Genomic DNA, 24,499 nt, shown 5'->3' on the forward strand with positions numbered 1-24,499 from the left:
GTCAACACTTCATTGATTTAGCGGGAGTCGAGGATGACGGTTTCCGATTTTTCCTACTTCCTATATGATCTTTCCGAATTCAACGTTGAAGGAGATCGCAGTGACGCGCCTGTACAACAACCCGGACGATTTCACGCACGAGATGATCGACGGCTTCGTCGCCGCATCCTCCCGGTGGGTTCGACGCGTGCCCGGCGGCGTTGCGCGCGCCACGCGTGGATCCGAGCCCTCGGTCGCCGTCGTCATCGGCGGGGGAAGCGGCCACTATCCGGCGTTCGGCGGACTGGTGGGTCCGGGGCTCGCCCACGGCGCCGCCATGGGGAACCTGTTCGCCTCGCCGTCCGCCCAGCAAGTCGTCGGCGTCGCCCATGCCGCCCATGAGGGTCGCGGTGTCCTCCTCACCTACGGGAACTACGCCGGCGACGTGCTCCACTTCGGGAGAGCGCAGGAGCTCCTGCGAGAAGCCGGGATCGACTGCCGAACCGTCCTCGTCACCGACGACGTGTGGAGCGCCCCGCCGGAGAGGGTCGAAGAACGGCGCGGAATCGCCGGCGACCTCGTGGTGTTCAAGATCGCCGCAGCCGCCGCCGAAGAAGGCGGAGATCTCGACACCGTCGAGGCGCTCGCACGCCGGGCCAACGCGCAGACGCGCTCGTTCGGCGTCGCCTTCGGCGGGTGCACGATGCCCGGATCCGACGAACCGCTCTTCGACGTTCCCGCAGGGCGCATGGCCGTCGGTCTCGGAATCCACGGCGAACCGGGAATCGACGAGGTCGAGGTTCCGACCGCCGAGGGGCTCGCGCAGATGTTCGTGGCGAAACTCCTCGAAGAGATCCCCGAAGGCGTCCAGGCCGACGGGGCGCGAGTCGTGCCCCTCCTGAACGGCCTCGGGTCGGTCAAGTACGAAGAGCTCTACGTCGTGTACCGCTCGATCGCCCGCCTCCTGGGCGAGGCCGGCATCGTCGCCGTCAGCCCGCAGGTCGGCGAATTCTGTACGAGCTTCGACATGCCCGGCGCGTCTCTGACCCTGCTCTGGCTCGATGACGAGCTGGAGCGCCTGTGGCACGCACCGTGCGACACCCCCGCCTTCCGACAGGGCGCGATGCCCCCGCGCGCAACCGTCGTCGACGACGAGGACCACACCGTCGACGACGACGTGCCGGATGCCTCCGACGCGTCTCGTCGGGCCGCGTCCGCGGTGTGTCGAGCGCTTGAGGTCGCGGCCGCGCGACTGTCAGAGGCCGCCGATGAGCTCGGCCGCCTCGACCGCGTCGCCGGCGACGGCGATCACGGCATCGGCATGCAACGCGGATCCCGAGCCGCCGCGGCCGCAGCCCACGACGCACGATCCCGGGGCGCCGGCGCGGGGACGACCCTGCTCCGCGCCGGCGACGCGTGGTCGGATGGCGGCGGCGGCACCTCGGGCGCGATCTGGGGCGAGATGCTGCGCGCGTTCGGCGCCTCGGTCGGAGACGAGCGACCCCTGGAGGCCGAGGCACTCGCCGTCGGCATGATCGCGGTGCGTGATGCCGTGATGTCCTTCGGCAAGGCGCGCCCCGGCGACAAGACGATGATCGACGCCATCGTCCCCTTTGCAGACACGCTCACCGCGCGACTCCGCGACGCCGACCCGTGCCCGACCGCCTGGCTCGCCGCGGTCGACGCCGCGGACGCCGGCGCCGCTTCCACCGCTCACATGACCGCCCGTCTCGGTCGCGCGAAGACGCACGGCGACAAGAGTCTCGGTACACCCGACCCCGGCGCGATCTCGTTCGCGATGGTCGCCGCATCCATCACCCCCACCATCGAGGAGAACGATTGACATGGCCCTACGACTCGTGATCGGCGCCGACGACGCCGGGTTCGACTACAAGGAGAAAATCAAGGCGGACCTGCTCGCCCACCCCGACGTCGCGTCGGTGACGGACGTCGGTGTCGACGCAGACAGCCACACGAACTACCCCACCGTGGCGACCACTGCCGCGGAGATCGTGGCCGCCGGCGATGCAGACCGCGCCGTGCTCGTCTGCGGCACGGGACTGGGCGTCGCCATCGCAGCGAACAAGGTCTCCGGCATCCGCGCCGTCACCGCGCACGACTCCTTCAGCGTGGAGCGATCGGTGCTCTCGAACGACGCCCAAGTGCTGTGCATGGGGCAGCGCGTGATCGGCGTGGAGCTCGCCCGGCGACTCGTGCGCGAATGGCTGGGCTACACCTTCGATCCGTCGAGCGCGTCGGCCGAGAAGGTCCGCGAGATCTGCGCCTACGAGGGCGCCTGACCCGGCAGGAGGACGACCCATGCTCGTCGGCACGAGCCTGAAGATGTACTTCACCCACGCACGGACCGTGGAGTGGACCCGGACCGTGGCGGCCGGGCTGCGAGAACGATCCCTCGACGGGGTGGAGCCGTTCGTCATCCCGCAGTTCCCGTCGATCCCCGCCTGCCTCGAGGCCGCCCGAAACAGCGGGCTTGAGGTCGGCGCGCAGGATGTCGCGACCCATGACGCCGGCGCCTTCACCGGCGAGGTCTCCGCCGCCGTGCTCGCGGAGATCGGCTGTCGCTACGTGGAGGTCGGGCATGCCGAACGGCGAGCGCTGTTCGGCGAGACCGACGACATCGTCGCCGCGAAGGCCGACGCGGCCCTTCGCCACGGCCTCACGCCGATCGTGTGCGTCGGCGAACCCGACCGAGGGGACCCCGCACGCGCGATCGATCACTGCCTCGATCAGATCCGCGCCGCGCTCTGCGCCGCCGACGCCGCGGATCGGGACGGCGAGATCGTGATCGCCTACGAGCCGGTGTGGGCCATCGGGGCCCCGGAGCCGGCCGGAGTGGACCATATCCGTGCGGTGTGCTCTGCACTCCGCGACGCCCCGCCGGCGCGCCCACGTCGCCGGCGGGTGATCTACGGCGGGAGCGCCCGTCCGGGACTGCTTCCCCGGATCGCGGACGCCGTCGACGGGATCTTTCTCGGCCGCAACGCGCACGAACCTTCGGCATTCGGGGCCGTGCTCGATGACGCGGCATCTCTGGGCTGACAGGATGGGGCTGGGGGGATCAGTGAGTGAGACAGAACAGTCGACCGGCCTGTGGGGCACGGACCCGACACTCGAGCGACGTGGGTTGCGCGACCATGTCTACGATCGCATCCTGAACGGGCTGATGCGTGGGGAGATCGACCCCGGTTCGCGCCTGTCGATCGACACCATCGCGCGCGAACTCGCCGTGTCGCCGACACCCGTGCGCGAGGCGATGGTTCAGCTCGAGCGCACGGGCCTGGTGACCCGTGAAGCCCATAAGGGCTACCGCGTGGCGCCGCCGCTGAGCCGTGATCAGCTCGAGGAGCTCTTCGAGGCCCGCATGATGCTGGAGACCACGGCCACGGCACTGGCGACACCGCATCGACGCCTCCTCCTGGCCGAGCTCCGCCAGGCCGAAGCAGAACACCGCCGAGCCGGCGGCGAGGTCATCGCAGCCATCGCGCGCGGCGATGCCGACGACGTCGCCCTCACCACCTCCTATTTCTCCTCGGACGCCGCCTTCCACCAGGTGATCTTCGATCATTGCGGGAACCACTACATCCGACAGATGTCCGAGACCCTCGGCGCGCAGCTGCACCGCCTCCGTCAGACCGTGCTCCGCGGCGTGGACGACGTCAACGAAGCGATCGCCGAGCACGAGTCGATCGTCGCCGCCTTCGAGAGCGGCGCCCCCGACGCGCCGGAGCGAGCGATGCGCGCGCACATCGCACACGTGCGGTCGCGCTCCCTCGCGGCCGAGCGCTGAGCGCTGACACGCCCGGCGACGGGGTTCCCTTCCGTTACCTCTTCGTTATAGAGTGGGCGCACGGTGATCGTTTTGCTGTGGCGATCACCGGCATGTGATTGCTCTTGGTGCACGAGTAAGGGCCGGTCGGAAGCCTCTCCGACCGGCCCTTCTTCGTGCCGCCCCGTTGCGGCGCACACCCGCCCGGCGAGTCAGACCCCGCCGCCGCCACCACCGCCACCGCCGCCGCCGGCGGACCCGCCGCCGCTGGATCCGCCGGACGTCGAAGACGACGACGAGGCGGCTGCTGACAACGACGCGATGCCGGTCGAGAAGGACATGGCGTTGAAGCCCGTGGTGCCGTAGTACCAATACGGCGCGACGCCTGCGCCGTACATCACGGAGAGTTGCTGCGCCCACTTCTTCTCCTGGCCGAAGACCACCGCGTACGGCAACAGGGTCTCGTACAGGCGGATCATCTGCACGCGATCGCCGGTGTCGACCGAGACGCGTTCCGCGCCCGCGGGTGACTGGAGCATGCGGATGCGGTCGGCCTCGGCCCACTCGATGAACATCTCCAGGCCCTTGAGGTGGTCGCGCACCTCCGATCCCTCGGCGCTGAGCGGTTTGCGGGAGACCAGCAGCATCGTCACGACCGCCAGAGCGATCGCGGCGATCATGACCAGCACCGGGATGCCGGCGGCGGCGCCGGAGGAGATGGCGATGAACCCGAGGACCACCGCGGCGACGGCGATGCCGAGGGAGATCGCGACGGGCAGGGCCCGCGCCGCGTTCGCCACCGGCCGGCGCAGCCCCTTGTACGTCAGCTCCTGGTTCGCCGCCTTGATGATCTTCTGCGCCGATGTCGAGAACCGGCGGTCCTGCGAGCCGAACTCGTACACCGCGCCCGGCGCGGCCGTCGGACCGAACAGCCCGTCGAGGAGCATTCGGCCGTCGCCGTCCGCGCGGGAGCGGTCGAGGAGCTGCGCCTGCAGCTTCGCGCCGCCGAACACCTTCTTCTGCCCCTCGAGGATGCGGATGCTGCCGACGATCGCCTGTTCGAGCACCTCGGCGGGGATGGCCTTGCTCGTGCGTCCGAGCAGCACCGCAGACTCGAGCGCATCCACCTGCGGCGGCGGGGTGAACTCGGCGATGATCGTCGGGCGGCCGGGCTCATCGGCCAGCACCCGTCGCCGGTGCACCAAGGCGAACACGACGGCGCCGACCAGTCCGAGCCCGGCGACCGCCTGCGCCCACCCCCACGGCGAGGCGAGGTAGCTCGTATCGAAGAGGACGAAGGTCTCGTCCTCGAAGCCGACGGAGATCGTCACGGTCTCGAAGGGCTCCAGTGCCACTCCGCCCGCGTCGATCACCACCGCACCGCCGTCGCTTTCCACCGCCTCGATCGGGCACGCATCGGTGACCCCCTCCGCGCCGGCGTAGCAGGCCTGGGCGCCGGTGAGCGACCCGGCGAGCTCGGGCTCCACGGTGAGGGTCACCGACACGTCGCCGAAGGGCTGGCGCCAGTCGAGACCATTGATGTCCCAGTAGAACTCGTCCCCGGTGTCGCGGAAGCGCCACGTGACGTTCTCGAGGTCGTAGGTGAACACGTAGGTCTGCTCGCCGTGGACGAAGTCGTCCTCGGCGGAGGTCATCACGAACACGCCGTCCTCGTGGTCCACGTCCACGGGACGCGGGTTGCCCTCACCGTCGGTGACGGAGATCATCTCGGGGAAGAGCGGCTGCCCGTTGTAGCTGTCCTTGAAGATCCGCCGCATGCCACGGTTCTGGTCCTCGTCGGGGAAGTCTGCGACGAAGGTCTCCACCACGTGGAGGGTGCTGTGCCCGTCGGCGTCCAGACCCAGCGTGTAGTCGGCGTGCATGCTCTCGAACTCGAAGTCGTCGACGTTCGCCGACGCGGGCGCCACCGCACCCATGCCGACGACCGTGAGCACGAGCAACGCGACGGCGGCAGCCATCCACCCCACACGCGCACGAGCATCCCGGACGGTCCTCACGGCAGACATGCCTCCAGCCTAGGGGGAGGGATTCGGCCTACTCTTTTGTCCATGACCGATCGCCGTCTCGCCGTGGAAGCCTGGGAGAGCCTGTTCCGCGCCCAGCACGAGATCCTCGACGAGATCAGCGGCGACTTCGACGACGAGGAGCTCGCGCAGGGCGAATACGACGTCCTGCTGACGGTCACGCGCGGCCCGGACATGACCGCACGGCTGCGCGACATCACCGCGAACATGCTGATCAGCCAGCCCAGTGTGTCGCGGCTGGTGGATCGGATGGTCCAGCGAGGCCTCATCTCGAAGTGCCCCGACCCCGACGACGGACGCGGTTCCCTCGTACGTGCCACCGAGCATGGTGCCACGACTTTCCGGCGGCTGGCTTCGCAGCACGCCCGCTCCATCGCCGACCGGATGTCCTGCCTCGACGACGGCGAGCTGGCGCAGCTGCGTGATCTGACCGCCAAGCTCCGCGGTCGCGCCTGACCCCCCCCCCCGGACGGTCTTCGGGTCGAGTTCGGTTGGCACTCGATGTCGGATCTGGCGGCGATTACCGCATCCGGTGACAGGCGAATACCGGGATGCCGCATCCGGTGACAGGCGAAACCGGGGATGCGCGATTCCTCCACAGCGCACCCGAGAGGGCACGCGTCCCCGGATGTCGTGGCGGGGCGGCGACCCCACACGCTCCGGCGCAAGAGTCGGGGCATGGCTCGCCGACCCGAACCCCTCGACCCGCGCCTGGGCGACGCGTTCTCCGTCGCGGAGGCGCGTCGACGAGGGGTGAGCACCGGGCGCCTTCGGGCGCGCGACCTCGAGACGCCCTACATCGGCGCCCGCGTGCGCCGCGAAGATGCCGACCTCGACACGCGCGGCGCCGGGTCGGCTCGCATCATCGCCGCGAGCGACCGACGCCGGGAGATCACGAGGAATGCGGCCGCGTACAGCACCGTGATGGCGGAGCACGCATTCTTCAGCCATGCCACGGCGGCCGCACTGTGGGGTTTGCCGTTGCCGAGCGGCGTGGCATCGCCGGACGCCCTCGACGTCTCCGTCGCGGCACCTCACCGCGCGCCGCGTGCCGCGGGGATCCGCGGACACCAGCTCGCCCCGCACCTCGTGTCGGTCCGCACGCGCGACGGCATGACGCTCGCGTCGCCCGCCGCGACCTGGGCGCAGCTCGGCGGCATCCTCACGCTCGACGACCTCGTCGCCGCGGGCGACGCGATCCTGCACCGTCCGCGCACCGATGACGGGCATCGCACGGGCCCCGAGGCGGCACGAGGCACGCTCGCCCACCTCGAAGCCGCGATCGAGGCCGGGCGGCGACTCGGCGCGCGCGTGCTCCGCGAGGCGCTGCCGCTCCTGCGCGAGGGCGTCGCCAGCCCCACCGAGACCGCGTTGCGTCTCGGACTGTCACGCGCCGGCTTGCCCGATCCGATCCTCGACTACGACGTACGCGATGGCGATGGGCGACTCGTCGGCTGCACCGAGTTCGCGTACCCGTCGTACAGCCTGCTCATCGAGTGCGAGGGAGACCAGCATCGCACCGACCGACGCCAATGGAATCGGGACATCGAGAAGTACGGGCGCTACCAGGATCTGGGATGGACCGTGCTCCGGTTCTCAGCGATACACCTCACGCCGAGTGTCGCTCCGGCCGTCCACCGCATCCGTAGACACCTCGAGCAGCGAGGCTGGAGACGCGGAACGTCCGGGTGACCCGTCCGGGCGTGGTGTTCGGTTGCCGCTCGATGTCGATGTCGGTGGCGATAGCCGCATCCGGTGACAGGTGAATCGACGGGTACGACATCGGGTGACCGGTGAAGGCGGGCACGGGGGCTCCGGCCGTCCAACCGGAAGGCGGTCAGCACTCGATCACGTTGACGGCGAGGCCGCCTGCGCTGGTCTCCTTGTACTTGTGCGACATGTCGAGGCCGGTCTGCCGCATCGTCTCGACCACGGCATCGAGCGACACGAAGTGCGACCCGTCGCCGCGCAGGGCCAGCCGCGCGGCGGTGACAGCCGTGGCGGCGGCGATCGCGTTGCGCTCGATGCACGGAATCTGAACGAGACCTCCGACGGGGTCGCACGTCAGCCCGAGGTGATGCTCCATGGCGATCTCGGCGGCATTCTCGATCTGGCGATTCGTGCCGCCCATCACCGCCGTCAGGCCGCCGGCGGCCATCGCGCACGCGGATCCGACCTCCGCCTGGCACCCGCCCTCCGCTCCGGAGATCGACGCGTTCGCCTTGAAGAGGGATCCGAGGGCCGTGGCCGTGAGGAGGAATCGGCGGATCCCACGGCGGCGATTCGCCTCGGCCACGGCCTCCTCGTCGCACGTGGTGGAAGACGCGCCGGCCGCGGCGCCGAATCCCCGCAACGCACTGCCGGCCAGTTCCCCGTGCGGCGTGACCGCGGTTCCGGTGCCGAGCCCGGAGTCTGCGAGGAAGTTCCACCAGTACATCGCGACGGCCGGAAGGATGCCGGCCGCACCGTTGGTGGGGGCGGTCACGACCCGACCTCCGGCGGCGTTCTCCTCGATGACCGCAAGGGCATACGCGCCGAGCCACTCCCCCGGCAGTTCACGCCCGCCCGCCGCCGTCACCTCCTCGAGCTGCATGCGGATGCGCCCAGCGCGCCGGGCGACCCGCAGCATGCCGGGCAGGGTGCCGTCGGCGTGGAGTCCGGCCTCGACGCACGCCGCCATGGCGTCCCAGATGCGGTCGAGTCCCGCTGCGACGTCCTCCTCGGAACGCAGCGCTTCTTCGTTCCGCCGAGCGGCCTCGGCGATCGTCAGCTGCTCGTCGTCGCAGATTCCCAGAAGCTTCGCCGCGGTGTCGAAACGCAGCGGCCACGCGACCGCCACGTCGAGGGGCTCCCCGTCGCGTCGGATGAAGCCGCCACCCACCGAGTAATAGGTCTCCTCCCCGACGACGGCGCCGGCCGAGTCCCGCGCGACGAGGGTCATCGCGTTCGGGTGCGCGGGCAGGCGCGTGCGCGGAGAGAACTCGATGTCGCCCTTCGCGAACGCGACCGGCCGGATGCCGGCCAGCGGAAGTCGCGATCCCTCGCGCCAGTTCATCCACGCTCCGCGGACCTCGTCCGGGTCGACCGTTTCGGGATCGAGTCCCGAAAGCCCCGCGACCACCGCGTCGGGCGTACCGTGGCCGATCCCCGTCGCCCCGAGGGAGCCGAACAGGGAGCACCCGACGTGCGCGACGTTCTCGAGGACACCGATCTCGCGCAGGCGCGCCGCGAAGTCACGGCCGGCGCGCATCGGACCGACCGTGTGGGAGCTCGAGGGTCCTACACCGATGGAGAACAGCTCGAACGCCGAGACGTAGGCGCTCACCCCGACAGGCTACGCCTGCACTGCCGAGATCGCGCTCCGAAACGCACGACGCCCCGACTCCGCGGAGCCGGGGCGTCGTTGGTGCCGCTGCGGGTTACTGCTCGACGGGCGCCGGGCCGTCGGCCGGTGCCGACGCGTGCGACTCGTGGGCCTGCAGCACCGACGGCTGCCCCTCGGTCGACACCTCGATCTTGCGTGGCTTGGCCTTCTCACTGACCGGGATCATCACCGACAGGACGCCGTTGCCGTAACTGGCCGAGATGCGCTCGGTGTCGATCCCCTGTCCGAGGTTCAACTGGCGGACGAAGCTCGCCGTCTCACGTTCCCGGGTGATCCACTTCACGCCGTCGCCGGAAGCGAGGGTGCGCTCTGCGCGGATGGTGAGAAGCTGTCCGTCGACGTCGATGTCGACCGACCCCGGGTCGATGCCCGGCAGGTCGGCGTTCAGGACGTAATGGTCGCCGTCGCGGTAGAGGTCCATCGGCATGCGGCGGGGTCCACGTCGCGCGTCGAGGAGGCTCGACGCCATGCGGTCCAGCTCGCGGAACGGGTCGTAGGTTCCCATTTCTTCTCCTTCGTGGCGGGTCGGACGCAAGGCCCGACGATGGTTTAAGTTGAGTCGCATCGACTCAAGTAAGAAAAGATTAGCACTCGAGGCCAGAGAGTGCCAGATCTTTCGATCGCCCTCGGCGAACGACCGGCGGGAAGCGGGCGCCTCGGGCGCCGGTCGAGCTCCCGGCGGAACGAGGGCGCACGACGAGGGCACCGAATCCCCCGCGCGAGCACGCTGCGCCACCGCAGAAACACACCTCGGTGCGGAGTGCGACGGGACGCGGGACGCGGGACGAAACACCGGAAAACGAAAATCCCCCGCCCGATGGGCGAGGGATTTCTCACTGTCTCAACACAGTGCGCGCCTCGAGGGACTCGAACCCCCAACCTTCTGATCCGTAGTCAGATGCTCTATCCATTGAGCTAGAGGCGCAGGACCTTCGCACGAAACGGCGCGAAGGCCAAGGTTCAGCCTACATCACGATTCGGTCGGTGGCGAATCAAGCGCGGCGGCCACGTCCTCTGGGTCTTGGACATCGCCCATCGCCGGTGGGTCGACGCGACGCCGATGCGCGGCGAGCCTGGGGAGATCGACCAGCCGGAGGGCCTGCATCCGAGCCGCGCGCATCTTGGCGTAGTCAGGCTCGAGGTCGGGCCTGGCCCCTTCGGCGACGAGCCGGCGCTGCAGGTTCGACTCGACGTCTCCCCAGGCAGCCTCCCGCGCATCGGCCACGAGCTCTCGCACGGCCTCCACGTCATCCGCGCGCTCGCGAAGCACCTTGGCCACCCCGGTGTATTGGCGTTGACGGCGCCGGAGGTTCCGGGTGTCGCGGTCACGGTAGTCGTGAGTGCTCCCCGGGTCGGAGTACTTCCCCCACGCCTTCTTGCGCAGCTTGCGCGTGAGTTCGGCAGCGGCCTCCTGCTCGGCGGCCAGCGCGAGCAGCGTTTCGCGCGCCAGCGGGGCGACGCGCTCCGGGTCGAACGGCTCGTTGCGGGCGATGGTGTCGACGAGGATGCGATTGCGCACCGTCAGCCGCGCGGCGGCGGCGGCGATCGAAACGCCCTCGGCGATCGCGTCCGCGTTGCGTCCCATGTGCGCGCACCTCCGCCCCCGATCGTATCGTCCGCCTCCGGCGGCCCTCTCGGGTTCGCCTCAGAGATCGGACACAATAGGGGGCACGCGACGATGCGGAGGACGACCATGACCCGACGAGCACACCTGGATGTGCGCGGGCGCACCGCGGTGATCACCGGAGCCGCCAGCGGAATGGGCGCGGAGGTGGCGCGCCGGATGGCGGCCCGGGGCGCACACGTCGCCCTCGTCGACCGCAACGCCGAGGGCCTCGAATCGGTGGCCCGGGATCTGCGCGGTCGCGGCCATTCCACCCACACGGTCGACCTGACCTCCGACGACGCGGTGATCGCGATGGTCGATGAGATCACGTCGCACCACCCGCGCGTGCAATCGCTCGTCACGTGCGCGGGGTCTTCGATGCTCGGCGGCGTCGACCAACTCACGATGGCCGAGATGCGGTGGCTCATGGATGTGAACCTGTGGGGGACGGTGAACATCACCCAGGCGCTGCTTCCCGCGCTGCTGCGCGAGCCCGCCGCACACATCACGCATCTGGTGAGCATCTACGGCCTCGCCGCTCCGGCGGGGCGCATCCCGTACGCGATGAGCAAGTACGCGGTACGGGGCTTCACCGAGGCGCTGCGGCACGAGCTCGAGCAGACGTCGGTGACCGTCGGCGCGATCTACCCGGCCGGCGTGAAGACGGGGATCATCCTCCACGGCCGTTACGCGGCGGCGGTCGACCCGGCCGTCGCCGCGCGTGCCGCCGCGGCGCAGGCGGCGATGTACCGCACCGAACCGGGGGACGCGGGCGAGAAGATCGTCGAGGCGACGATCCGTCGGCGCGCCCGGACGATGATCGGCCGTGAAGCACGCCTCGTCGACGTGCTCTCGCGCCTGGCCCCGTCCCACTACTGGGCAGTGATGCGCCGCCCCTTGAAAGAGGCCGTCGACACCACCACGCCCGTGGGGTGACGACGGCCGACCGACGCTCGGATCAGACCGGCTTGGTGTAGGTGGACTTGTCGAAGCCGACGATGAAGTAGCCGACGAACGCGAACATCCACAGCAGGAAGAAGGAGAACACGCCGCCCTTGTCGAAGGCCTTTCCGGTGCGGAAGGCGACGATGATCGAGAACACGAGGTTGACCAGCGGGATGAAGTAGAGCAGGCCGAGCCACGCGGAGAATCCGGCGACCTTGACCAGCACGAACATGTTGACGATCGGGATGATCGCGAGCCAGCCCGGGTATCCGGCCTTGGAGAAGACCTTCCACAGTGCCACGGCGAGCAGCACGTAGAAAGCGAGCCAGGCCAGGCCGAAGCCTGTGAAGACGGCGATGCCGGCGGCGGGGTCGGCGTCGTAGGTGACGATGTCGGCGAAGGTGTTCATATCCATGACAATACTGAGAGTTCGCTGGGAGCGTTGATACATTTCCGGCCGAGTAGCGAGCGACCCGTGCGCGCGCAACCCCATCCGCTCGCCGCCGCGGACGCATTAGCGTCACCGACGGGCCCACAAGGACCCTCGAGCCTTTCGAGAGAGGGAGTGACTCATGGGATTCATGGATGATGCGAAGGACGCCGCCGAGACCGCCGGCCGCAAGGCGAGCGAGGCCTGGGAAGACACCAAGGACCGCATCGACGACAAGGTCGACGAGATGAAGGCCGAGTCCGACGTCAAGAAGGCCGAAGCCGAGCGGGATTCGGTGAAGGCGAAGAACGAGGCCAACGAACGGATGCGCGACAGCTGACGCGCCTGCGACGACGAAGGGCCGCGGCGCACCTCGCGGCCCTTCGTCGTCCCCCCATCCGATCGACGAACGTCTCCGAACAAGGAATGCGCGCGCACGCACGCCCGACCCCGGAGGCCCCGATGTCCCCTCGCAGCACAGCCGTCGCCCTGTTCGTCGCCACCGGAAGCGCGGCGCTCATCGTCATGGGACTCACCGTGATCCTCGCCGCGGATTCGACCGTTCTCTCCCGCGCAAGCGGCATGCTGGCGCTCACCATCGGTGCGCTCGGATGCGGCTGGAGCGCGCTGGCGGTCCGCTACGGACTGGAACGGTCGACCCCCTGGATCAGACGATCGCGGCGATCCGCCACGATGCTGACGCCCGCTGCGCGGGTTCGAGCACGATGAGCCCCGCGTCGTAGTCGTACCGTGAGGCGTTGAACGCATCCGGAGCGCACGTCATCGGCTCCACGGCCAGCCCCAAGCGGTTCTCGGCAGCGACCGGTCGGTCGGCCGTGTGCACCTGCACCCAGGGGCACTCCACCCCCCACTGCATGAGCACGCCGGTGCCGTGCACCGTGGTCACACGCACCGTGGCGCAGCCGTCACCGTCGCGCACGAGACCGGTGTAGGCGTGGTCGATCTCCGCGTCGCCGATCGTCCGCGGAACCCGGAAGTCGAAACGCGCCGGATCGTCCGCCGCGACGTCGCGGAGCTCGGTCGGGATGAGGCGGTCGTCGGTGACCGCGAGGACGCGCTCGGCCGGAAGCTCCAGGACCCACTGGTCCAGGGGCCCGTCCCCCGCGACGAGATAGGGGTGGGGAGCGGTGCCCCACGGAGCAGGCGCGTCCGAGACGTTTTCGACCGTCACGGTCTGGGTGAGACCGTCGGCCGACAGTGCGAACCTCGTGCGCACCACGAGACGCCACGGGTAGGCGGTCTGCGGCTCGATGACGGCCTCGAGGGTGACGTGGTCGGCGCCCTCATCGATCGCACGGAAGTGCTGCCACGTGGCCAGGCCGTGCAGCGCGTGCGAGCGAGCGGGCTCGGTGAGCGGGAGCTGGAAGTCGCGTCCACCGAACGAGTAGGCGCCGTCGACGACGCGATTCGGCCACGGCGCGAGCGTCGCGCCGCGATGCGCGGGACGCACTTCGTCTGCGGCGAAGGGCACGATGAGGTCGCGACCGGCGTGGGTCAATGACCGCAGCGTGGCGCCGACACCGGCGATGTCAGCCTCGTAATCACCTGCCCGGAGGTGGTGCTGGATTCCGGACGCGGGGGTTCGAGCCATGTTCTACAGTCCTTGTGCGAGTCGGAAGTACGCCTGGTTCCACCGCAGCTCCTGCTGGAAGCCGCGCACGGTGGTCGCCTCGTCGATGACGGCGAGCTCGGTACGGGCGATCTCCGCGAAGTCGCGGAACACCTCCAGACCGACGGCGGTCGTCATCACAGTATGGTGCGCCGCCCCCGCGGCAAGCCAACAGGCCGCCGACGTCGCGAAGTCGGGAGCGGGCTTCCACACGGCCCGACCGACCGGCAGGTTCGGAAGATCGGGCGCCTCGATGTTGCGCACCACGTTCGCGACCAACCGGAAGCGGTCGCGCATATCGCTCATCGCCACGACGAGTGCCGGCCCGGGATCGGCGGTGAAGACCAGGCGCACCGGGTCGTCCTTGCCGCCGATGCCCAGCGGGTGAACCTCCAGCCGCGCCATCTCGGAGGAGATCGAGGGCGAGACCTCGAGCATGTGCGCCCCGAGGATCTTCTCGTCACCGGGGACGAGATCGTAGGTGTAGTCCTCCATGAGCGAGGCGCCACCGGCGAGCCCGGCACCCATGACGTTCGCGACACGGACGAGCACGGCCGTCTTCCAGTCCCCCTCCGCACCGAAGCCGTACCCGTCCGCCATGAGCCGTTGAACGGCCAAGCCGGGCAGCTGGGGCAGTGCCCCGAGGTCTTCGAAACTCGTCGTGAACGCGCCGAATCCACCCTCCTCCAGGAAGGAGCGGAGTCCGATCTCGATGGCGGCACCGTCACGCAGCGACCGGTGCCGCTCGCCTCCCGGCAGTAATTCAGGCTGTACGTCGTAGAGGTCGGCGTATTCCTGCACCAGCGCGTCGATCGCGCGCGGCTCAGCCTGCGTTATGGCCCGGGCCAGGTCGTTGACCCCCCACGTGTTGACCTGCACGCCGAACCGCAGTTCCGCCTCGGTCTTGTCGCCCTCGGTGACCGCGACATAGCGCATGTTGTCGCCGAACCGCGCGAGCTTCAGGGATCGCGAGGCCGCCCATCCCGCGCACGCACGCTGCCAGTCCTCGACCTGCTGCCGCACCGAAGGGTGGGAAACATGCCCCACGACCGTCTTGCGGGCCACCCCCAGTCGGGTCTGGATGTACCCGAACTCCCGATCGCCGTGCGCGGCCTGGTTCAGGTTCATGAAGTCGAAGTCGATCTCCGCCCACGGCAGCTCGACATCGGCCTGCGTGTGCAGGTGCAGCAAGGGCTTCTGCAGCGCGTGGAGACCCGCGATCCACATCTTCGCCGGGCTGAAGGTATGCATCCACGCCATCACGCCGATGACATCGTCGCGAGCATTGACCTCCAGCGCGAGGCGACGGATGCTGTCGGCATCCTTCACCACCGGCTTCCAGACGATCCGCACCGGTAGCCCCTCGAGCCCGGCGACGACCGCCTGCGACTGCGCCGCCACCTGTCGCAGCGTCTCCTCGCCGTACAGATCCTGGCTGCCCGTGACGAACCAGACCTCGAAGCCGTCGAGCGATATCGGTGTGCGCGTCATGAGGGGTCCTTCGAGGAGCGGGCGGACACGGGGAGGGCGTCGACGGCAGCGGCCTCGACCGCGAGCCCGGCGGCGTATCGGTCGAGGTAGCGGGCGAATCCGGCGACGTCGTCGGGATGGGGGTGGGCGATGTCGGCCGCGACCCCCGCGAACACGCTCTCGTCGAGGTACTCCGAGAGCCCGCCTTCTCCGGCCCGCAGGCGGAACGCGGCGAGCACAGCCATCCCCCACGCGCCGCCTTCGGCCGCGGTCTCGCCGACGGCCACGGGCGCGTCGAGGGCGGCGGCGAGCAGGCGCTGCGCGACACCGGCGGTGCGGAACAGACCGCCGTGTGCGAGCATCCGGTCGATACCGACACCCTCGCGCTCCAGCACGCGCATCCCGAGGGCGAGCGTGCCGTAGACGCCGTAGATCTGAGCGCGCATGACGTTGCCGAGACGGAAGTCGCTGTCGGGCGTGCGGACGAACAGCGGCCGGCCTGCCTCCAGGCCCGCGATCGGCTCACCGGCGAGGTGGTTGTACGCCAGCAGTCCGCCGGCATCCGGCGCACCGTCGAGGGCTTCCGCGAAGAGGGTGTCGAACACCGCGTCGGCGGACAAGGGCGTTCCCGTCGCCGCTGCGAAGCGTTCGAACAAGCCCGCCCACGCGGCCAGTTCGCTGGCACCGTTGTTGCAGTGCACCATCGCGACGGGGTCGCCGGCGGGCGTGGTCACGAGGTCGAGCTCACCGTGGGCTGCCGAGAGAGGGCTCTCGAGGACGACCATGGCGAAGATGCTCGTTCCGGCGCTGACGTTGCCGGTGCGGGGCGCCACCGCCCCGGTGGCCACCATGCCGGCCCCCGCGTCTCCCTCGGGCGGGCAGAGCGGCACCCCCGCGGGGATCGCTCCGGCCGGATCGAGCAATGCGGCCCCGTCGACGGTCAGGTATCCGGCGTCCGCCCCGGCGGGAAGCGGCTCCGGGAGGAGCTCGAGCAGGTCGATCTGCGGCACGAGCCTCCGGTACCGCGCGAGGAGGTCGGAGTCGTAGGCAGTGCTGCCGGCGCCGATCGGGAACATCCCCGACGCATCGCCGACGCCGAGGACGTGCGCCCCGGTGAGTCGGCGATGCACGTATCCGGCGAGGGTGGTGATCGACGCGATCTCCGAGACGTGCTTCTCGCCGTCACGGATGGCCTGGTGCAGGTGAGCGATCGACCAGCGCAGCGGGATGTTCATCCCGAAGGTCTGCGACAGCTCAGCCGCCGCAGTGCCGGTGTGGGTGTTGCGCCACGTCCGGAAGGGCACGAGCAGAGTCCCCCGATCGTCGAACGCGAGGTACCCGTGCATCATGGCCGAGATACCGATCGCGACGATCTCGGGAACACCCCCGGAGGCCGAACGGGATTGGTCCAGCAGCTCCGCGACGGCCTCACGCACGCCCGTCCACACCGCATCGAGGTCGTAGGTCCATATGCCGCTCTCGAGCCGGTTCTCCCACGCGTGGGACCCGGTGGCGAGCACGGTCCGCGCATCCTCCGCATCGACGAGACAGGCCTTGATCCGCGTGGAGCCGAACTCGATCCCGAGCGCGGCTTTCACCCCTCCTCCCCCGCCGCACCCGGTCGATCTGCGTCGCGCCGCTCATCCGCGGGTTGGCCGTAGACGCTCTGGTAGCGCGCGTAGAGTGCGTCGATCTTCTCCTGGGGGATCGGAACGAGCGGACCGGCCTGCCGGGCGAGATGGACGGTGCGCGCGGCGTCCTCGCACATGACGGCCGCCTTGACGGCGTCCTTCGCGCTCACCCCGATCGTGAACGGGCCGTGGTTCTGCATGAGGACGGCGCGCGAGCGGTGCCCGCGAAGGGTGTCGACGATGCCGCGACCGATCGAGTCGTCACCGATGACCGCAAACGGACCGACGGGGATGGGCCCCCCGAATTCGTCGGCCATCCCGGTGGTGACACACGGGATGTCCTCACCGCGCGCCGCCCAGGCGACGGCGTAGGGCGAGTGAGTGTGCACGACACCGCCCACGTCGGGCATGTGACGGTACACGTACGCGTGGGCGGCCGTGTCGCTGGAAGGGCTGCGGTCGCTGCCCGGCGCGTCGGAGACGACGACGCCGTGAAGAGTGCACACGATCATGTTCTCCGGGGTGAGGTCGTCGTAGGACACCCCGGACGGTTTGATCACGAACAGTTCCGTGCCCGGGACACGACCGGAGACGTTGCCGCCGGTCCAGACCACGAGGCCGTAGCGAACGAGTTCGCCGTGCAGTCGCGCGACATCGTCACGCACCCTGTCGATCGTCGCCTGGATGTCGGCGGGGAAGTCGGGCACGCGGTTCTCCATCGGCTCGTGCGGGCAGGGGACGATGTCCCCTTATGTTACCGGTAACACACTACCGAGCAGAGGGTCGACCCGCCACCCCGGATACGAGATCATCGCGACGGCTGCACAGCGGATGCTCGTGTCACGAGCACCGGTGCCGCGGGCGACGAGACCGGTTCGCCCCTGACGGCGGCGACGACCCGACGCGCCTCGCCGGCAAGATCGATCCGCACGGTCGTGAGCGCGGGACGGTAGAAGGCGGCGTCCGGGTTGTCGTCGAAGCCAGTCACACTGACCTCGCCGGGCACCTCGACACCGACGTGCCGCAGCCCGGCGATCAGCCCGAGCGCCATCTGATCGTTCGCAACCACCACCGCCGTCGGTCCGCTCGGGGATCGCGCGGCGAGGCCGATCTCCGCGGCAAGCGACGACGCGGTCGCCGCGGTCCAGTCCCCCACCCACGTCACCGCGGCCGCGCCGTGAGCGGCGAGCGCCGTCCGCACCCCGTCGGCCCGAGCCCGGGCCTCGAGCCAGTCCGCGGGACCGGCGAGGTGAGCGAGACGGCGGTGCCCGAGCCTCCATAAGTGGTCGACGGCAAGCGCGGCCCCCTCCCTCTGCCTGTCGTAACCCACCTGGGTGTGCAGCGCCGTGACGGGGACGTCGCGATGCGCGTCGGTGAGCGCCGCGAGTGACCCCTCGTGGGGTGCGAGCACGACGATGCCATCCACCCCCTGGGCGCGCAGTCGGGCGGCGGCGTCGACGACCGATGCGGTATCGGCGGCATCGGCATATGCCGTCGCGATCCACCGGTCGGCCTCGCGCGCCGCTCTCTCCAACGCAGTGATCCCCACCGCGGGACCGTACAGAGCCGCATCCGACGCGATGACCCCGATCGTTCGAGTGGTCCGTGTGCCCAGCGCGCGTGCGGCGTTGTTGACGCGATAGTCCAGCTCGGCCATCGCCGCGAGCACGCGTTCACGGGTTTCCGGCCTGATATGGGGGTGGTCGTTGATGACCCGCGAAACGGTCTGCGTCGACACGCCGGCGCGCTCGGCAACCTGTCGCACGCCCACGCGTGCGGGCGGGGTGTGCGACGCAGGGGGCATGATCCTCACCGTAGCGCGGCCGCGGCTCAGCGGAAGGCGAGCACCTCATCCCCCCATCCGGCACGCAGGGTCGCGTCGAGGTCGTCGACGACACGGTCGACGCCGTCGATCACGAGCGTCGCGCGGCGGTCGGAGTCGAAGGCGGGCCAGCTGACCGCATCCGGCGCGTCCGGCGCGGCGCCGTGCGCGAATGCGGTCCATCGGCGCATCACCCGGTGGGAGATCCGCTGCGCGGCGTGGCGCCCGCCCAGCCGGAACACCGGCCCCTTGGTCGCACCCTCGACTGAACCCCACACGTAGGGCAGCTCGCTGCCGTGGGTGGCACCGAGTCCCACCATCCGCAGGAACGGCGTGGCGTGGTCGAAACGGTAGAGGTAGGTGGGCGCGACGCGCGCGTGTCCTTCGACCGCCCACAGCGTCGGCATCCGGAATCCGACGTCTCGCGCGATGCCGAGGCCGATCGCGCGGTGCCGCGTGTCTTCGTAGGCGGCCCGAACCTGCTCCATCTCCGGCAGGGTCAGCAACGGATCCTCCACCTTCAGGTCGGCGAACATGCGATCGATCTGCTCATCGCTGATCGGCAGAAGCGGCGACTTCATGAAGCGGAAGAAGGAGGCTTCGTCCTTGTTGGTCCCGATCAGCAGCGGCACCGGCAGTCCCCGCCCCTCGGCCAGCACCGTCACGGGAGGCTCGGGGACGAGGTCGCCGTCGACGATCGGTGAGAAAGCGATGGTGCCCGGGTCGACGGCCGGGATCTCCGCGAACACGCGCGCGGCGGCATCCACGATCCGCTCTGCGGGCACGTCGCGCAACCGCCCCGGGTCGTGCTCACCGAGGATCGACAGGAAGCGATCGGCGACCCGCTGCGACCGCTCCCGCCCGTAGACGCTCGAGACCGGGGAGGACTCCGCGATGACCCCGTGGATGAGCCCTTCGGCCCGCGGGGTGGCCAGGAGTGTCGTGACCAGACCGGCGCCTGCAGACTCGCCGAACGCCGTCACCCGCCCCGGGTCTCCTCCGAAGCCGTCGATGTTGGCGCGCACCCACTCGAGCGCGGCGATCACGTCTTTGAGGGCGAGGTTGCCGTCGAAGACGTGGCCGGCGGTCCCGAACCCGGACAGGTCCAGGAAGCCCAGGCCGCCGATGCGGTAGTTGATGGTCACAACGACGACGTCGCCCGAGGCCACGAGGCGTCGGGCGTCATAGAGGGGTTGGCTTCCCGCACCGAACGTATAGGCACCGCCGTGCACCCAGACCATCACGGGGAGAGCCTGCCCGTCGGCATGATCCGGCGTCCACACGTTCAGGAACAGGCAGTCCTCGGACATGACCGGGTCGGGGCCGAGGTCCATCGCCTTGTTCACCTGCTGCGGCGCGACCGCGCCGAACCGGGTGGCATCGACGATCCCCTCCGCCGGAGAGACGGGCCGGGGGTCGCGCCAGCGGGCATCCCCCACCGGCGCCTGCGCGTATCGGATTCCGGCGAACAGACGCACCCCGTCGTCGGACGTCCCCGCGAACGCTCCCGCCGCGCACCGCGCCGTCACCTCGCGCGGTGTCCCCTCGCGTTCGGCCTCGTCCATCCGCACCCTCCGTCGACCCGCCGCCCCTGCGCGGGCGGCCGAGCATCCATCATGGCGGCAGGTCCGGCCGGAACACCATGCGCGAAACCCACTGTTCACCGGGGAGGACGAGCGTCGATCGCCGCCCAGGCCGCGCTCAGCGGCGCCGGGTACAGTGGGGCCGACATCCCCGATGTGTATCTACCTGGCGGCCCGCGGCCTGCCAAGGCGGCACGAGTCGTCGCAGACCGCGGCGCACATCCACGGCATCCGGCCGTGGCAGGAACACAGGAAAGATGTATTCGAGCGTCACCCCCGAGACGCCGGCGCAGAAGCCGGCGTCACTGATACGACAGACCGGCGCGGGCTACTTCCCGATCGCCTTGGTCGCACGTCTCCCCTTCGCCATGATGGTCGTCGGCGTCTTGACCCTGGTGGTCGCCGCCCGCGATTCCCTCGCCCTGGGCGGTGCGACCTCCGCCCTCACCGGGCTCGGCACGGCCCTGATCGGCCCCTTGCTGGGAGCGGCGGCCGACAAATTCGGCCAGCGGCCCGTGCTGCTCATCGCCGGGCTCGTCAACAGCGGGCTCCTGGCGCTGATGGCGTGGCTGGCCTTCTCTCCCGCGCCGGATTCGACCCTGCTGGTCATCGCCTTCCTCATCGGCGCGTCCACACCCCAAGTCGCGCCGCTGTCTCGCAGTCGCCTCGTCGGCATCATCAACCGCGTCTATTCGCGGCCCCGCGCGGCGAAGGTCCTCAACGGCACGATGGCCTACGAGTCCGCAGCCGACGAGATGGCCTTCGTCTTCGGCCCGGTCGTCGTCGGCCTCCTCGCCACCACCCTCAGCCCCACCGCGCCCGTGATCGGCGCGGCGATCCTCGCCCTCGTCTTCGTGAGCGCCTTCGCCCTGCACCCCACAGCGAAAGCGGCACCCGCCGGCGACGGCGACGGCCCCACACGGGCTCCGGCACGCGAACTCTTCCGCGTCGGCGTGATTCTTCCCATGGTCGGCACGTTCGGCATGGGTCTGTTCTTCGGCACAGCCCTCACCGCCCTGACGGCCTTCATGGGCGAACGCGGGGCACCGGAACAGGCCGGGCTCGTCTATGGCGCGATGGGCCTGGGATCGGCGATCTTGGCACTGTCGGTCGCGCTGTTCCCGGCGCGATTCACACTGTCGTCGCGATGGATCGTCTTCGGCGTCATCCTCAGCGTCGGCTCCGTCGCGTTGCCCCTCGTCACGTCGATTCCCGGGATGGTCGTGACACTGCTCGTGGTGGGCACGGGTATCGGACCGGCGCTCGTGACCATGTACACGCTCGCCGCCGCGCGCTCCCCGCGCGGCCGTTCGGCGACGGTGATGACGATGCTGGGATCGGGCGTCATCGTCGGACAGTCCGGAGCCTCGGCCCTGGTCGGCGCACTGGCGGAGACAGCCGGTGCGGCGCCCGCGCTGTGGACGCCGCTGGTGGCGGCCGCCATCGTCCTCGGCGCCGGGCTCGCCGACAGCCTGGGCTCGCGCGTCCGCTGAGTCGCCGATCAGGCATCGTCCGCGAGGCGAGGTCAGAGGTCGCCGGGAGAAAGGTCCCCCTCGCCTTCCTCGCCGAGCTCGGCGACCACGGGATCCTCGCCCTGGGTCTCGGGCTGCGGAAGGTCGTCGGGAAGATCGTCCGTCGGGATCTGTTCGATGTCGCCGGGGGTCTGGTCGGGGATGCTCATCGGCACTCCTTTCGTCTGAGGGAAGGCTCTCGCACGTGCCGCATCCCGAGGCACCCCCTTGCCCTCGAAGGTCGCGTCCGTTAGTCCCGCTGAGCGGCGGCACCGCGACGCCGCGACGCGACCGAGGGCTTCTAGCACCGGCATCCGGGTGGGGCAAGCCCCTCGGCGCCCCCGTGGCACACACCTAGCGTCGTGATCCCGACGAACGAAAGGACACTCATGGCCCAGATCATCGAGACCGTCGACGTGGATGTTCCCGTCTCGGTCGCCTACAACCAGTGGACGCAGTTCGAGACCTTCCCCCAGTTCCTCGACGAAGTGGAGTCGATCACGCAGAGTGGCGACACCCACACCCACTGGGTCGTCGAGGTGGCCGGGCAGCGGCGCGAGTTCGATGCCGAGATCACCGAACAGCACCCCGACGAGCGCGTGGCCTGGAACAGCACGGGCGGCGAGGCCGACCACGCGGGTGTCGTGACGTTCCACAAGCTCACGGACACGACCTCGCGGGTCAGCGTGCAGCTCGACTGGGAACCGCAGGGCGCCGTCGAGAAGATCGGCGATCTGGTCGGGGTCGGCTCCCATGCCGTGAAGAAGGATCTGCAGAACTTCAAGGAGTTCATCGAATCGGCCGGCTCGGAGTCCGGCGGATGGCGCGGCGACGTGCCGCGTTGATCGGCCGGGCCGGCTGAAGGCCCATCGACCCGACGACTTCGCGGGCCGACGCCCGCGTCGGGCACGGTCCCGGTGTCGCACCCCTCGCGTACGCTGCGCGGATGGATGCTGCGATGCCGGGTCCGTGCAGACTCTGCGGGTGCGCCACCGGTGCCCGGCGCGACGACGGATGGCTCTGTTCGGTGTGCGGCTGGCGCTACGGCGACGCGCCCGACGACGGGCTTCCACCGCCGCGCATCGACGTGGTCTACTACCTGCTGTTCGATGCGCGGGTGAAGATCGGCACATCGTCCGCACCCCGACAGCGTCTGGCGGCCATCAGACACGAGCGGGTGCTGGCGTTCGAACCCGGCGATCGCACCCGCGAACGCGAGCGTCACCGGCAGTACGCCCACCTCCGCGAAGGCGGCGAGTGGTTTTCTGCGACCCCCGACCTGCTGCGGTTCATCGAGGCCGTCCGCGGCGACATCGACCCCTGGCAACGCTACGCGCGGTGGGTCGGCGACGCCTATCGGGCCCGGGGGTGACCGGGGCGTGATGGACTGGGCGTATGGCCCCCACCACACCCACCCCCGTCGCCCTCATCACCGGCGCCTCTTCCGGCATCGGCCTGGCCGCCGCCCTCGCGCTCATCGAAAAGGGATGGGCGGTGTACGGCGGCGCACGTCGCGTGGACCGGATGCAGCAGATCACCGATGCCGGCGGCACGGCGATCGAGCTGGACGTGACCGACGATTCCTCCATGACGGCAGCCGTCGAGCGGATCGTCGCGGAGCGCGGTCGCATCGACGTGCTGGTCAACAACGCCGGGTACGGCTCCTACGGATCGCTCGAGGACGTGCCGATCGACGAGGCCCGCCGCCAGTTCGAGGTGAACGTCTTCGGCCTGGCACGTCTCACGCAGCTCGTGCTGCCGATCATGCGCGAGCTGGGTCGAGGGCGCATCGTGAACATCTCCTCGATCGGCGCACGCATCTACGAGCCGCTCGGCAGCTGGTACCACTCGACGAAGTTCGCCGTGGAGGGTCTCAGCGATTCGCTGCGGCTCGAACTCGCTCCGCACGGCATCGACGTGGTCATCGTCCAGCCCGGCCCCATCCGCACCGAATGGAACACGATCTCCCGCGAGAGCCTTTTGGAGCGCTCCGGCCAGGGCGCGTACGCCGAACAGGCGTCGCGGATGCACGCGAACTACACCCGCGTCGATGAGGGCCCGATGTCGGCGTCGCCGGAAGAGGTCGCGCAGACGATCGTGCACGCGGTGACGACCGGTCGTCCACGCACCCGCTACGCCGTACCGTTCTCCGCGAAGGCGATCGTCGGGCTGCGCCGGCTGCTGCCGGACCGGATGATGGACGCGATCCTCTCACGGCTGGCGTGAGGGGCGGACGATGACGCACTCTCTCGGCGCCCTCTCACCCGACGGCCGGGCCTTCCTCGCCGAGTACCACCTTGCGACACTGTCGACGATGGCCAAGGACGGCGGTATCCACGTCGTCGCCGTCGGCTACACCGTCCACGACGGCGACGTGCGGATCATCACGAGCGACGGCAGCCAGAAGGTACGCAACATCGAGCGCGACGCGCGCGCGAGCGTCGGCCAGGTCGCCGGCCCGCAGTGGATGTCGATCGCCGGGCACGCCGTCATCGAGCGGGACGCGGAGGCGATCGCGCTCGCCGAGCGACTGTACGGCGAGCGCTACCGCACCCCTCGCCCGAACCCGCAGCGGGTGGTGATCCGACTCACACCGGATCGCGTGCTCGGCTCCGCCTCGCTCTTCACCGGCTGAGGCGATCCCCGCCCACGTTCGACGAACCCCGAACGCCGCG

At 69.9% G+C, this 24,499-nt stretch carries 26 protein-coding genes and 1 tRNA gene; 14 read left to right on the top strand and 13 right to left on the bottom strand.

Going from position 1 to position 24,499, the window contains the following annotated elements; genetic code table 11:
• Positions 1–100: 100 nt before the first annotated feature.
• The 4 genes from RZO50_RS01705 to RZO50_RS01720 are packed head-to-tail and all read left to right on the top strand — an operon-like array spanning position 101 to position 3,787.
• Entirely contained in the window at positions 101–1,822 is a 1,722-nt protein-coding gene (locus RZO50_RS01705) for a dihydroxyacetone kinase family protein (protein WP_322597976.1), read from the top strand.
• A gap of 1 nt (position 1,823) precedes the next feature.
• Complete coding sequence (locus RZO50_RS01710; RefSeq protein WP_194422979.1) at positions 1,824–2,279, top strand: ribose-5-phosphate isomerase; 456 nt, start codon at positions 1,824–1,826, stop codon at positions 2,277–2,279.
• A gap of 19 nt (positions 2,280–2,298) precedes the next feature.
• Positions 2,299–3,039, top strand: a complete 741-nt coding sequence (locus RZO50_RS01715) for a triose-phosphate isomerase family protein (RefSeq protein WP_322597977.1) — start codon at positions 2,299–2,301, stop codon at positions 3,037–3,039.
• Between the two features lie 22 nt (positions 3,040–3,061).
• Positions 3,062–3,787, top strand: coding sequence for a GntR family transcriptional regulator (locus RZO50_RS01720; RefSeq protein WP_322597978.1), 726 nt, complete (start codon positions 3,062–3,064; stop codon positions 3,785–3,787).
• Between the two features lie 191 nt (positions 3,788–3,978).
• Here RZO50_RS01720 and RZO50_RS01725 read toward each other — a convergent pair whose 3' ends face one another.
• Positions 3,979–5,793, bottom strand: coding sequence for a DUF2207 domain-containing protein (locus RZO50_RS01725; protein WP_322597979.1), 1,815 nt, complete (start codon positions 5,791–5,793; stop codon positions 3,979–3,981).
• Positions 5,794–5,835: 42 nt separating this feature from the next.
• On the opposite strand from RZO50_RS01725, the gene RZO50_RS01730 reads away from it, so the two are divergent.
• A complete protein-coding gene (locus RZO50_RS01730; protein WP_322597980.1) occupies positions 5,836–6,267 on the top strand; it encodes a MarR family winged helix-turn-helix transcriptional regulator in 432 nt (143 codons plus the stop codon).
• 222 nt (positions 6,268–6,489) lie between these two features.
• A complete protein-coding gene (locus RZO50_RS01735) occupies positions 6,490–7,503 on the top strand; it encodes a hypothetical protein (protein WP_322597981.1) in 1,014 nt (337 codons plus the stop codon).
• Between the two features lie 145 nt (positions 7,504–7,648).
• On the opposite strand, the gene RZO50_RS01740 is transcribed toward RZO50_RS01735, so the two are convergent.
• From RZO50_RS01740 to RZO50_RS01755, 4 genes are all read right to left on the bottom strand, one after another.
• A complete protein-coding gene (locus RZO50_RS01740; protein WP_322597982.1) occupies positions 7,649–9,136 on the bottom strand; it encodes an L-serine ammonia-lyase, iron-sulfur-dependent, subunit alpha in 1,488 nt (495 codons plus the stop codon).
• Between the two features lie 94 nt (positions 9,137–9,230).
• Positions 9,231–9,701: an Hsp20/alpha crystallin family protein gene (locus RZO50_RS01745; RefSeq protein WP_322597983.1), complete on the bottom strand. Its 471-nt coding sequence runs from the start codon at positions 9,699–9,701 to the stop codon at positions 9,231–9,233.
• Between the two features lie 347 nt (positions 9,702–10,048).
• A tRNA-Arg gene (locus RZO50_RS01750) sits at positions 10,049–10,121 on the bottom strand.
• 45 nt (positions 10,122–10,166) lie between these two features.
• Positions 10,167–10,781: an asparagine synthase gene (locus RZO50_RS01755; protein WP_322597984.1), complete on the bottom strand. Its 615-nt coding sequence runs from the start codon at positions 10,779–10,781 to the stop codon at positions 10,167–10,169.
• A 108-nt stretch (positions 10,782–10,889) separates the two neighbouring features.
• Between RZO50_RS01755 and RZO50_RS01760 the strand changes: the two genes are divergently transcribed.
• Positions 10,890–11,738 (top strand): SDR family NAD(P)-dependent oxidoreductase, encoded by an 849-nt coding sequence (locus tag RZO50_RS01760; RefSeq protein WP_322597985.1) that lies wholly within the window; start codon positions 10,890–10,892, stop codon positions 11,736–11,738.
• A 22-nt stretch (positions 11,739–11,760) separates the two neighbouring features.
• Here RZO50_RS01760 and RZO50_RS01765 read toward each other — a convergent pair whose 3' ends face one another.
• Entirely contained in the window at positions 11,761–12,156 is a 396-nt protein-coding gene (locus tag RZO50_RS01765) for a DUF5684 domain-containing protein (protein ID WP_322597986.1), read from the bottom strand.
• A gap of 163 nt (positions 12,157–12,319) precedes the next feature.
• Here RZO50_RS01765 and RZO50_RS01770 point away from each other — a divergent pair, with 163 nt between their 5' ends.
• Together RZO50_RS01770 and RZO50_RS01775 are read left to right on the top strand one after the other, a co-directional pair.
• Positions 12,320–12,517 (top strand): hypothetical protein, encoded by a 198-nt coding sequence (locus RZO50_RS01770; protein ID WP_322597987.1) that lies wholly within the window; start codon positions 12,320–12,322, stop codon positions 12,515–12,517.
• Between the two features lie 122 nt (positions 12,518–12,639).
• Positions 12,640–12,906 carry a hypothetical protein gene (locus RZO50_RS01775; RefSeq protein ID WP_322597988.1) on the top strand — a complete coding sequence of 89 codons (267 nt, stop codon included), beginning with the start codon at positions 12,640–12,642 and terminating at the stop codon, positions 12,904–12,906.
• Here the strand turns inward: RZO50_RS01775 and RZO50_RS01780 are convergent.
• From RZO50_RS01780 to RZO50_RS01805, 6 genes are all read right to left on the bottom strand, one after another.
• Complete coding sequence (locus RZO50_RS01780; RefSeq protein WP_322597989.1) at positions 12,845–13,789, bottom strand: aldose 1-epimerase family protein; 945 nt, start codon at positions 13,787–13,789, stop codon at positions 12,845–12,847. The genes RZO50_RS01775 and RZO50_RS01780 overlap by 62 nt on opposite strands.
• A gap of 3 nt (positions 13,790–13,792) precedes the next feature.
• Positions 13,793–15,298, bottom strand: coding sequence for an L-arabinose isomerase (gene araA / locus RZO50_RS01785; RefSeq protein ID WP_322597990.1), 1,506 nt, complete (start codon positions 15,296–15,298; stop codon positions 13,793–13,795).
• Complete coding sequence (locus RZO50_RS01790) at positions 15,295–16,875, bottom strand: xylulokinase (RefSeq protein ID WP_322597991.1); 1,581 nt, start codon at positions 16,873–16,875, stop codon at positions 15,295–15,297. The genes araA and RZO50_RS01790 overlap by 4 nt, the downstream gene beginning before the upstream one ends.
• Positions 16,872–17,627 carry an L-ribulose-5-phosphate 4-epimerase gene (locus tag RZO50_RS01795; protein WP_416211497.1) on the bottom strand — a complete coding sequence of 252 codons (756 nt, stop codon included), beginning with the start codon at positions 17,625–17,627 and terminating at the stop codon, positions 16,872–16,874. Before RZO50_RS01795 ends, RZO50_RS01790 begins: the two co-directional genes overlap by 4 nt.
• A gap of 89 nt (positions 17,628–17,716) precedes the next feature.
• Positions 17,717–18,712, bottom strand: a complete 996-nt coding sequence (locus RZO50_RS01800) for a LacI family DNA-binding transcriptional regulator (protein WP_322597993.1) — start codon at positions 18,710–18,712, stop codon at positions 17,717–17,719.
• A gap of 26 nt (positions 18,713–18,738) precedes the next feature.
• Positions 18,739–20,295: a carboxylesterase/lipase family protein gene (locus tag RZO50_RS01805; protein WP_322597994.1), complete on the bottom strand. Its 1,557-nt coding sequence runs from the start codon at positions 20,293–20,295 to the stop codon at positions 18,739–18,741.
• A 275-nt stretch (positions 20,296–20,570) separates the two neighbouring features.
• On the opposite strand from RZO50_RS01805, the gene RZO50_RS01810 reads away from it, so the two are divergent.
• The gene (locus RZO50_RS01810; protein WP_322597995.1) at positions 20,571–21,806 is read left to right on the top strand and encodes an MFS transporter; all 1,236 of its coding nucleotides are present in this window, start codon (positions 20,571–20,573) and stop codon (positions 21,804–21,806) included.
• A 32-nt stretch (positions 21,807–21,838) separates the two neighbouring features.
• Here the strand turns inward: RZO50_RS01810 and RZO50_RS01815 are convergent, their stop codons facing one another.
• A complete protein-coding gene (locus tag RZO50_RS01815) occupies positions 21,839–21,994 on the bottom strand; it encodes a hypothetical protein (RefSeq protein ID WP_322597996.1) in 156 nt (51 codons plus the stop codon).
• Positions 21,995–22,213: 219 nt separating this feature from the next.
• Here RZO50_RS01815 and RZO50_RS01820 point away from each other — a divergent pair, with 219 nt between their 5' ends.
• The 4 genes from RZO50_RS01820 to RZO50_RS01835 all read left to right on the top strand — a co-directional run bounded on the left by RZO50_RS01820 (position 22,214) and on the right by RZO50_RS01835 (position 24,459).
• The gene (locus RZO50_RS01820; protein ID WP_322597997.1) at positions 22,214–22,669 is read left to right on the top strand and encodes an SRPBCC family protein; all 456 of its coding nucleotides are present in this window, start codon (positions 22,214–22,216) and stop codon (positions 22,667–22,669) included.
• A 101-nt stretch (positions 22,670–22,770) separates the two neighbouring features.
• Positions 22,771–23,196, top strand: coding sequence for a GIY-YIG nuclease family protein (locus RZO50_RS01825; protein WP_322597998.1), 426 nt, complete (start codon positions 22,771–22,773; stop codon positions 23,194–23,196).
• 23 nt (positions 23,197–23,219) lie between these two features.
• Positions 23,220–24,050: an oxidoreductase gene (locus RZO50_RS01830; RefSeq protein WP_322597999.1), complete on the top strand. Its 831-nt coding sequence runs from the start codon at positions 23,220–23,222 to the stop codon at positions 24,048–24,050.
• Positions 24,051–24,060: 10 nt separating this feature from the next.
• Positions 24,061–24,459: a PPOX class F420-dependent oxidoreductase gene (locus RZO50_RS01835; RefSeq protein WP_322598000.1), complete on the top strand. Its 399-nt coding sequence runs from the start codon at positions 24,061–24,063 to the stop codon at positions 24,457–24,459.
• The last annotated feature ends 40 nt before the right edge of the window (positions 24,460–24,499 follow it).

This window comes from Microbacterium xanthum (genome assembly GCF_034531355.1).
In the GTDB taxonomy this organism is placed as follows: Bacteria; Actinomycetota; Actinomycetes; order Actinomycetales; family Microbacteriaceae; genus Microbacterium; species Microbacterium xanthum.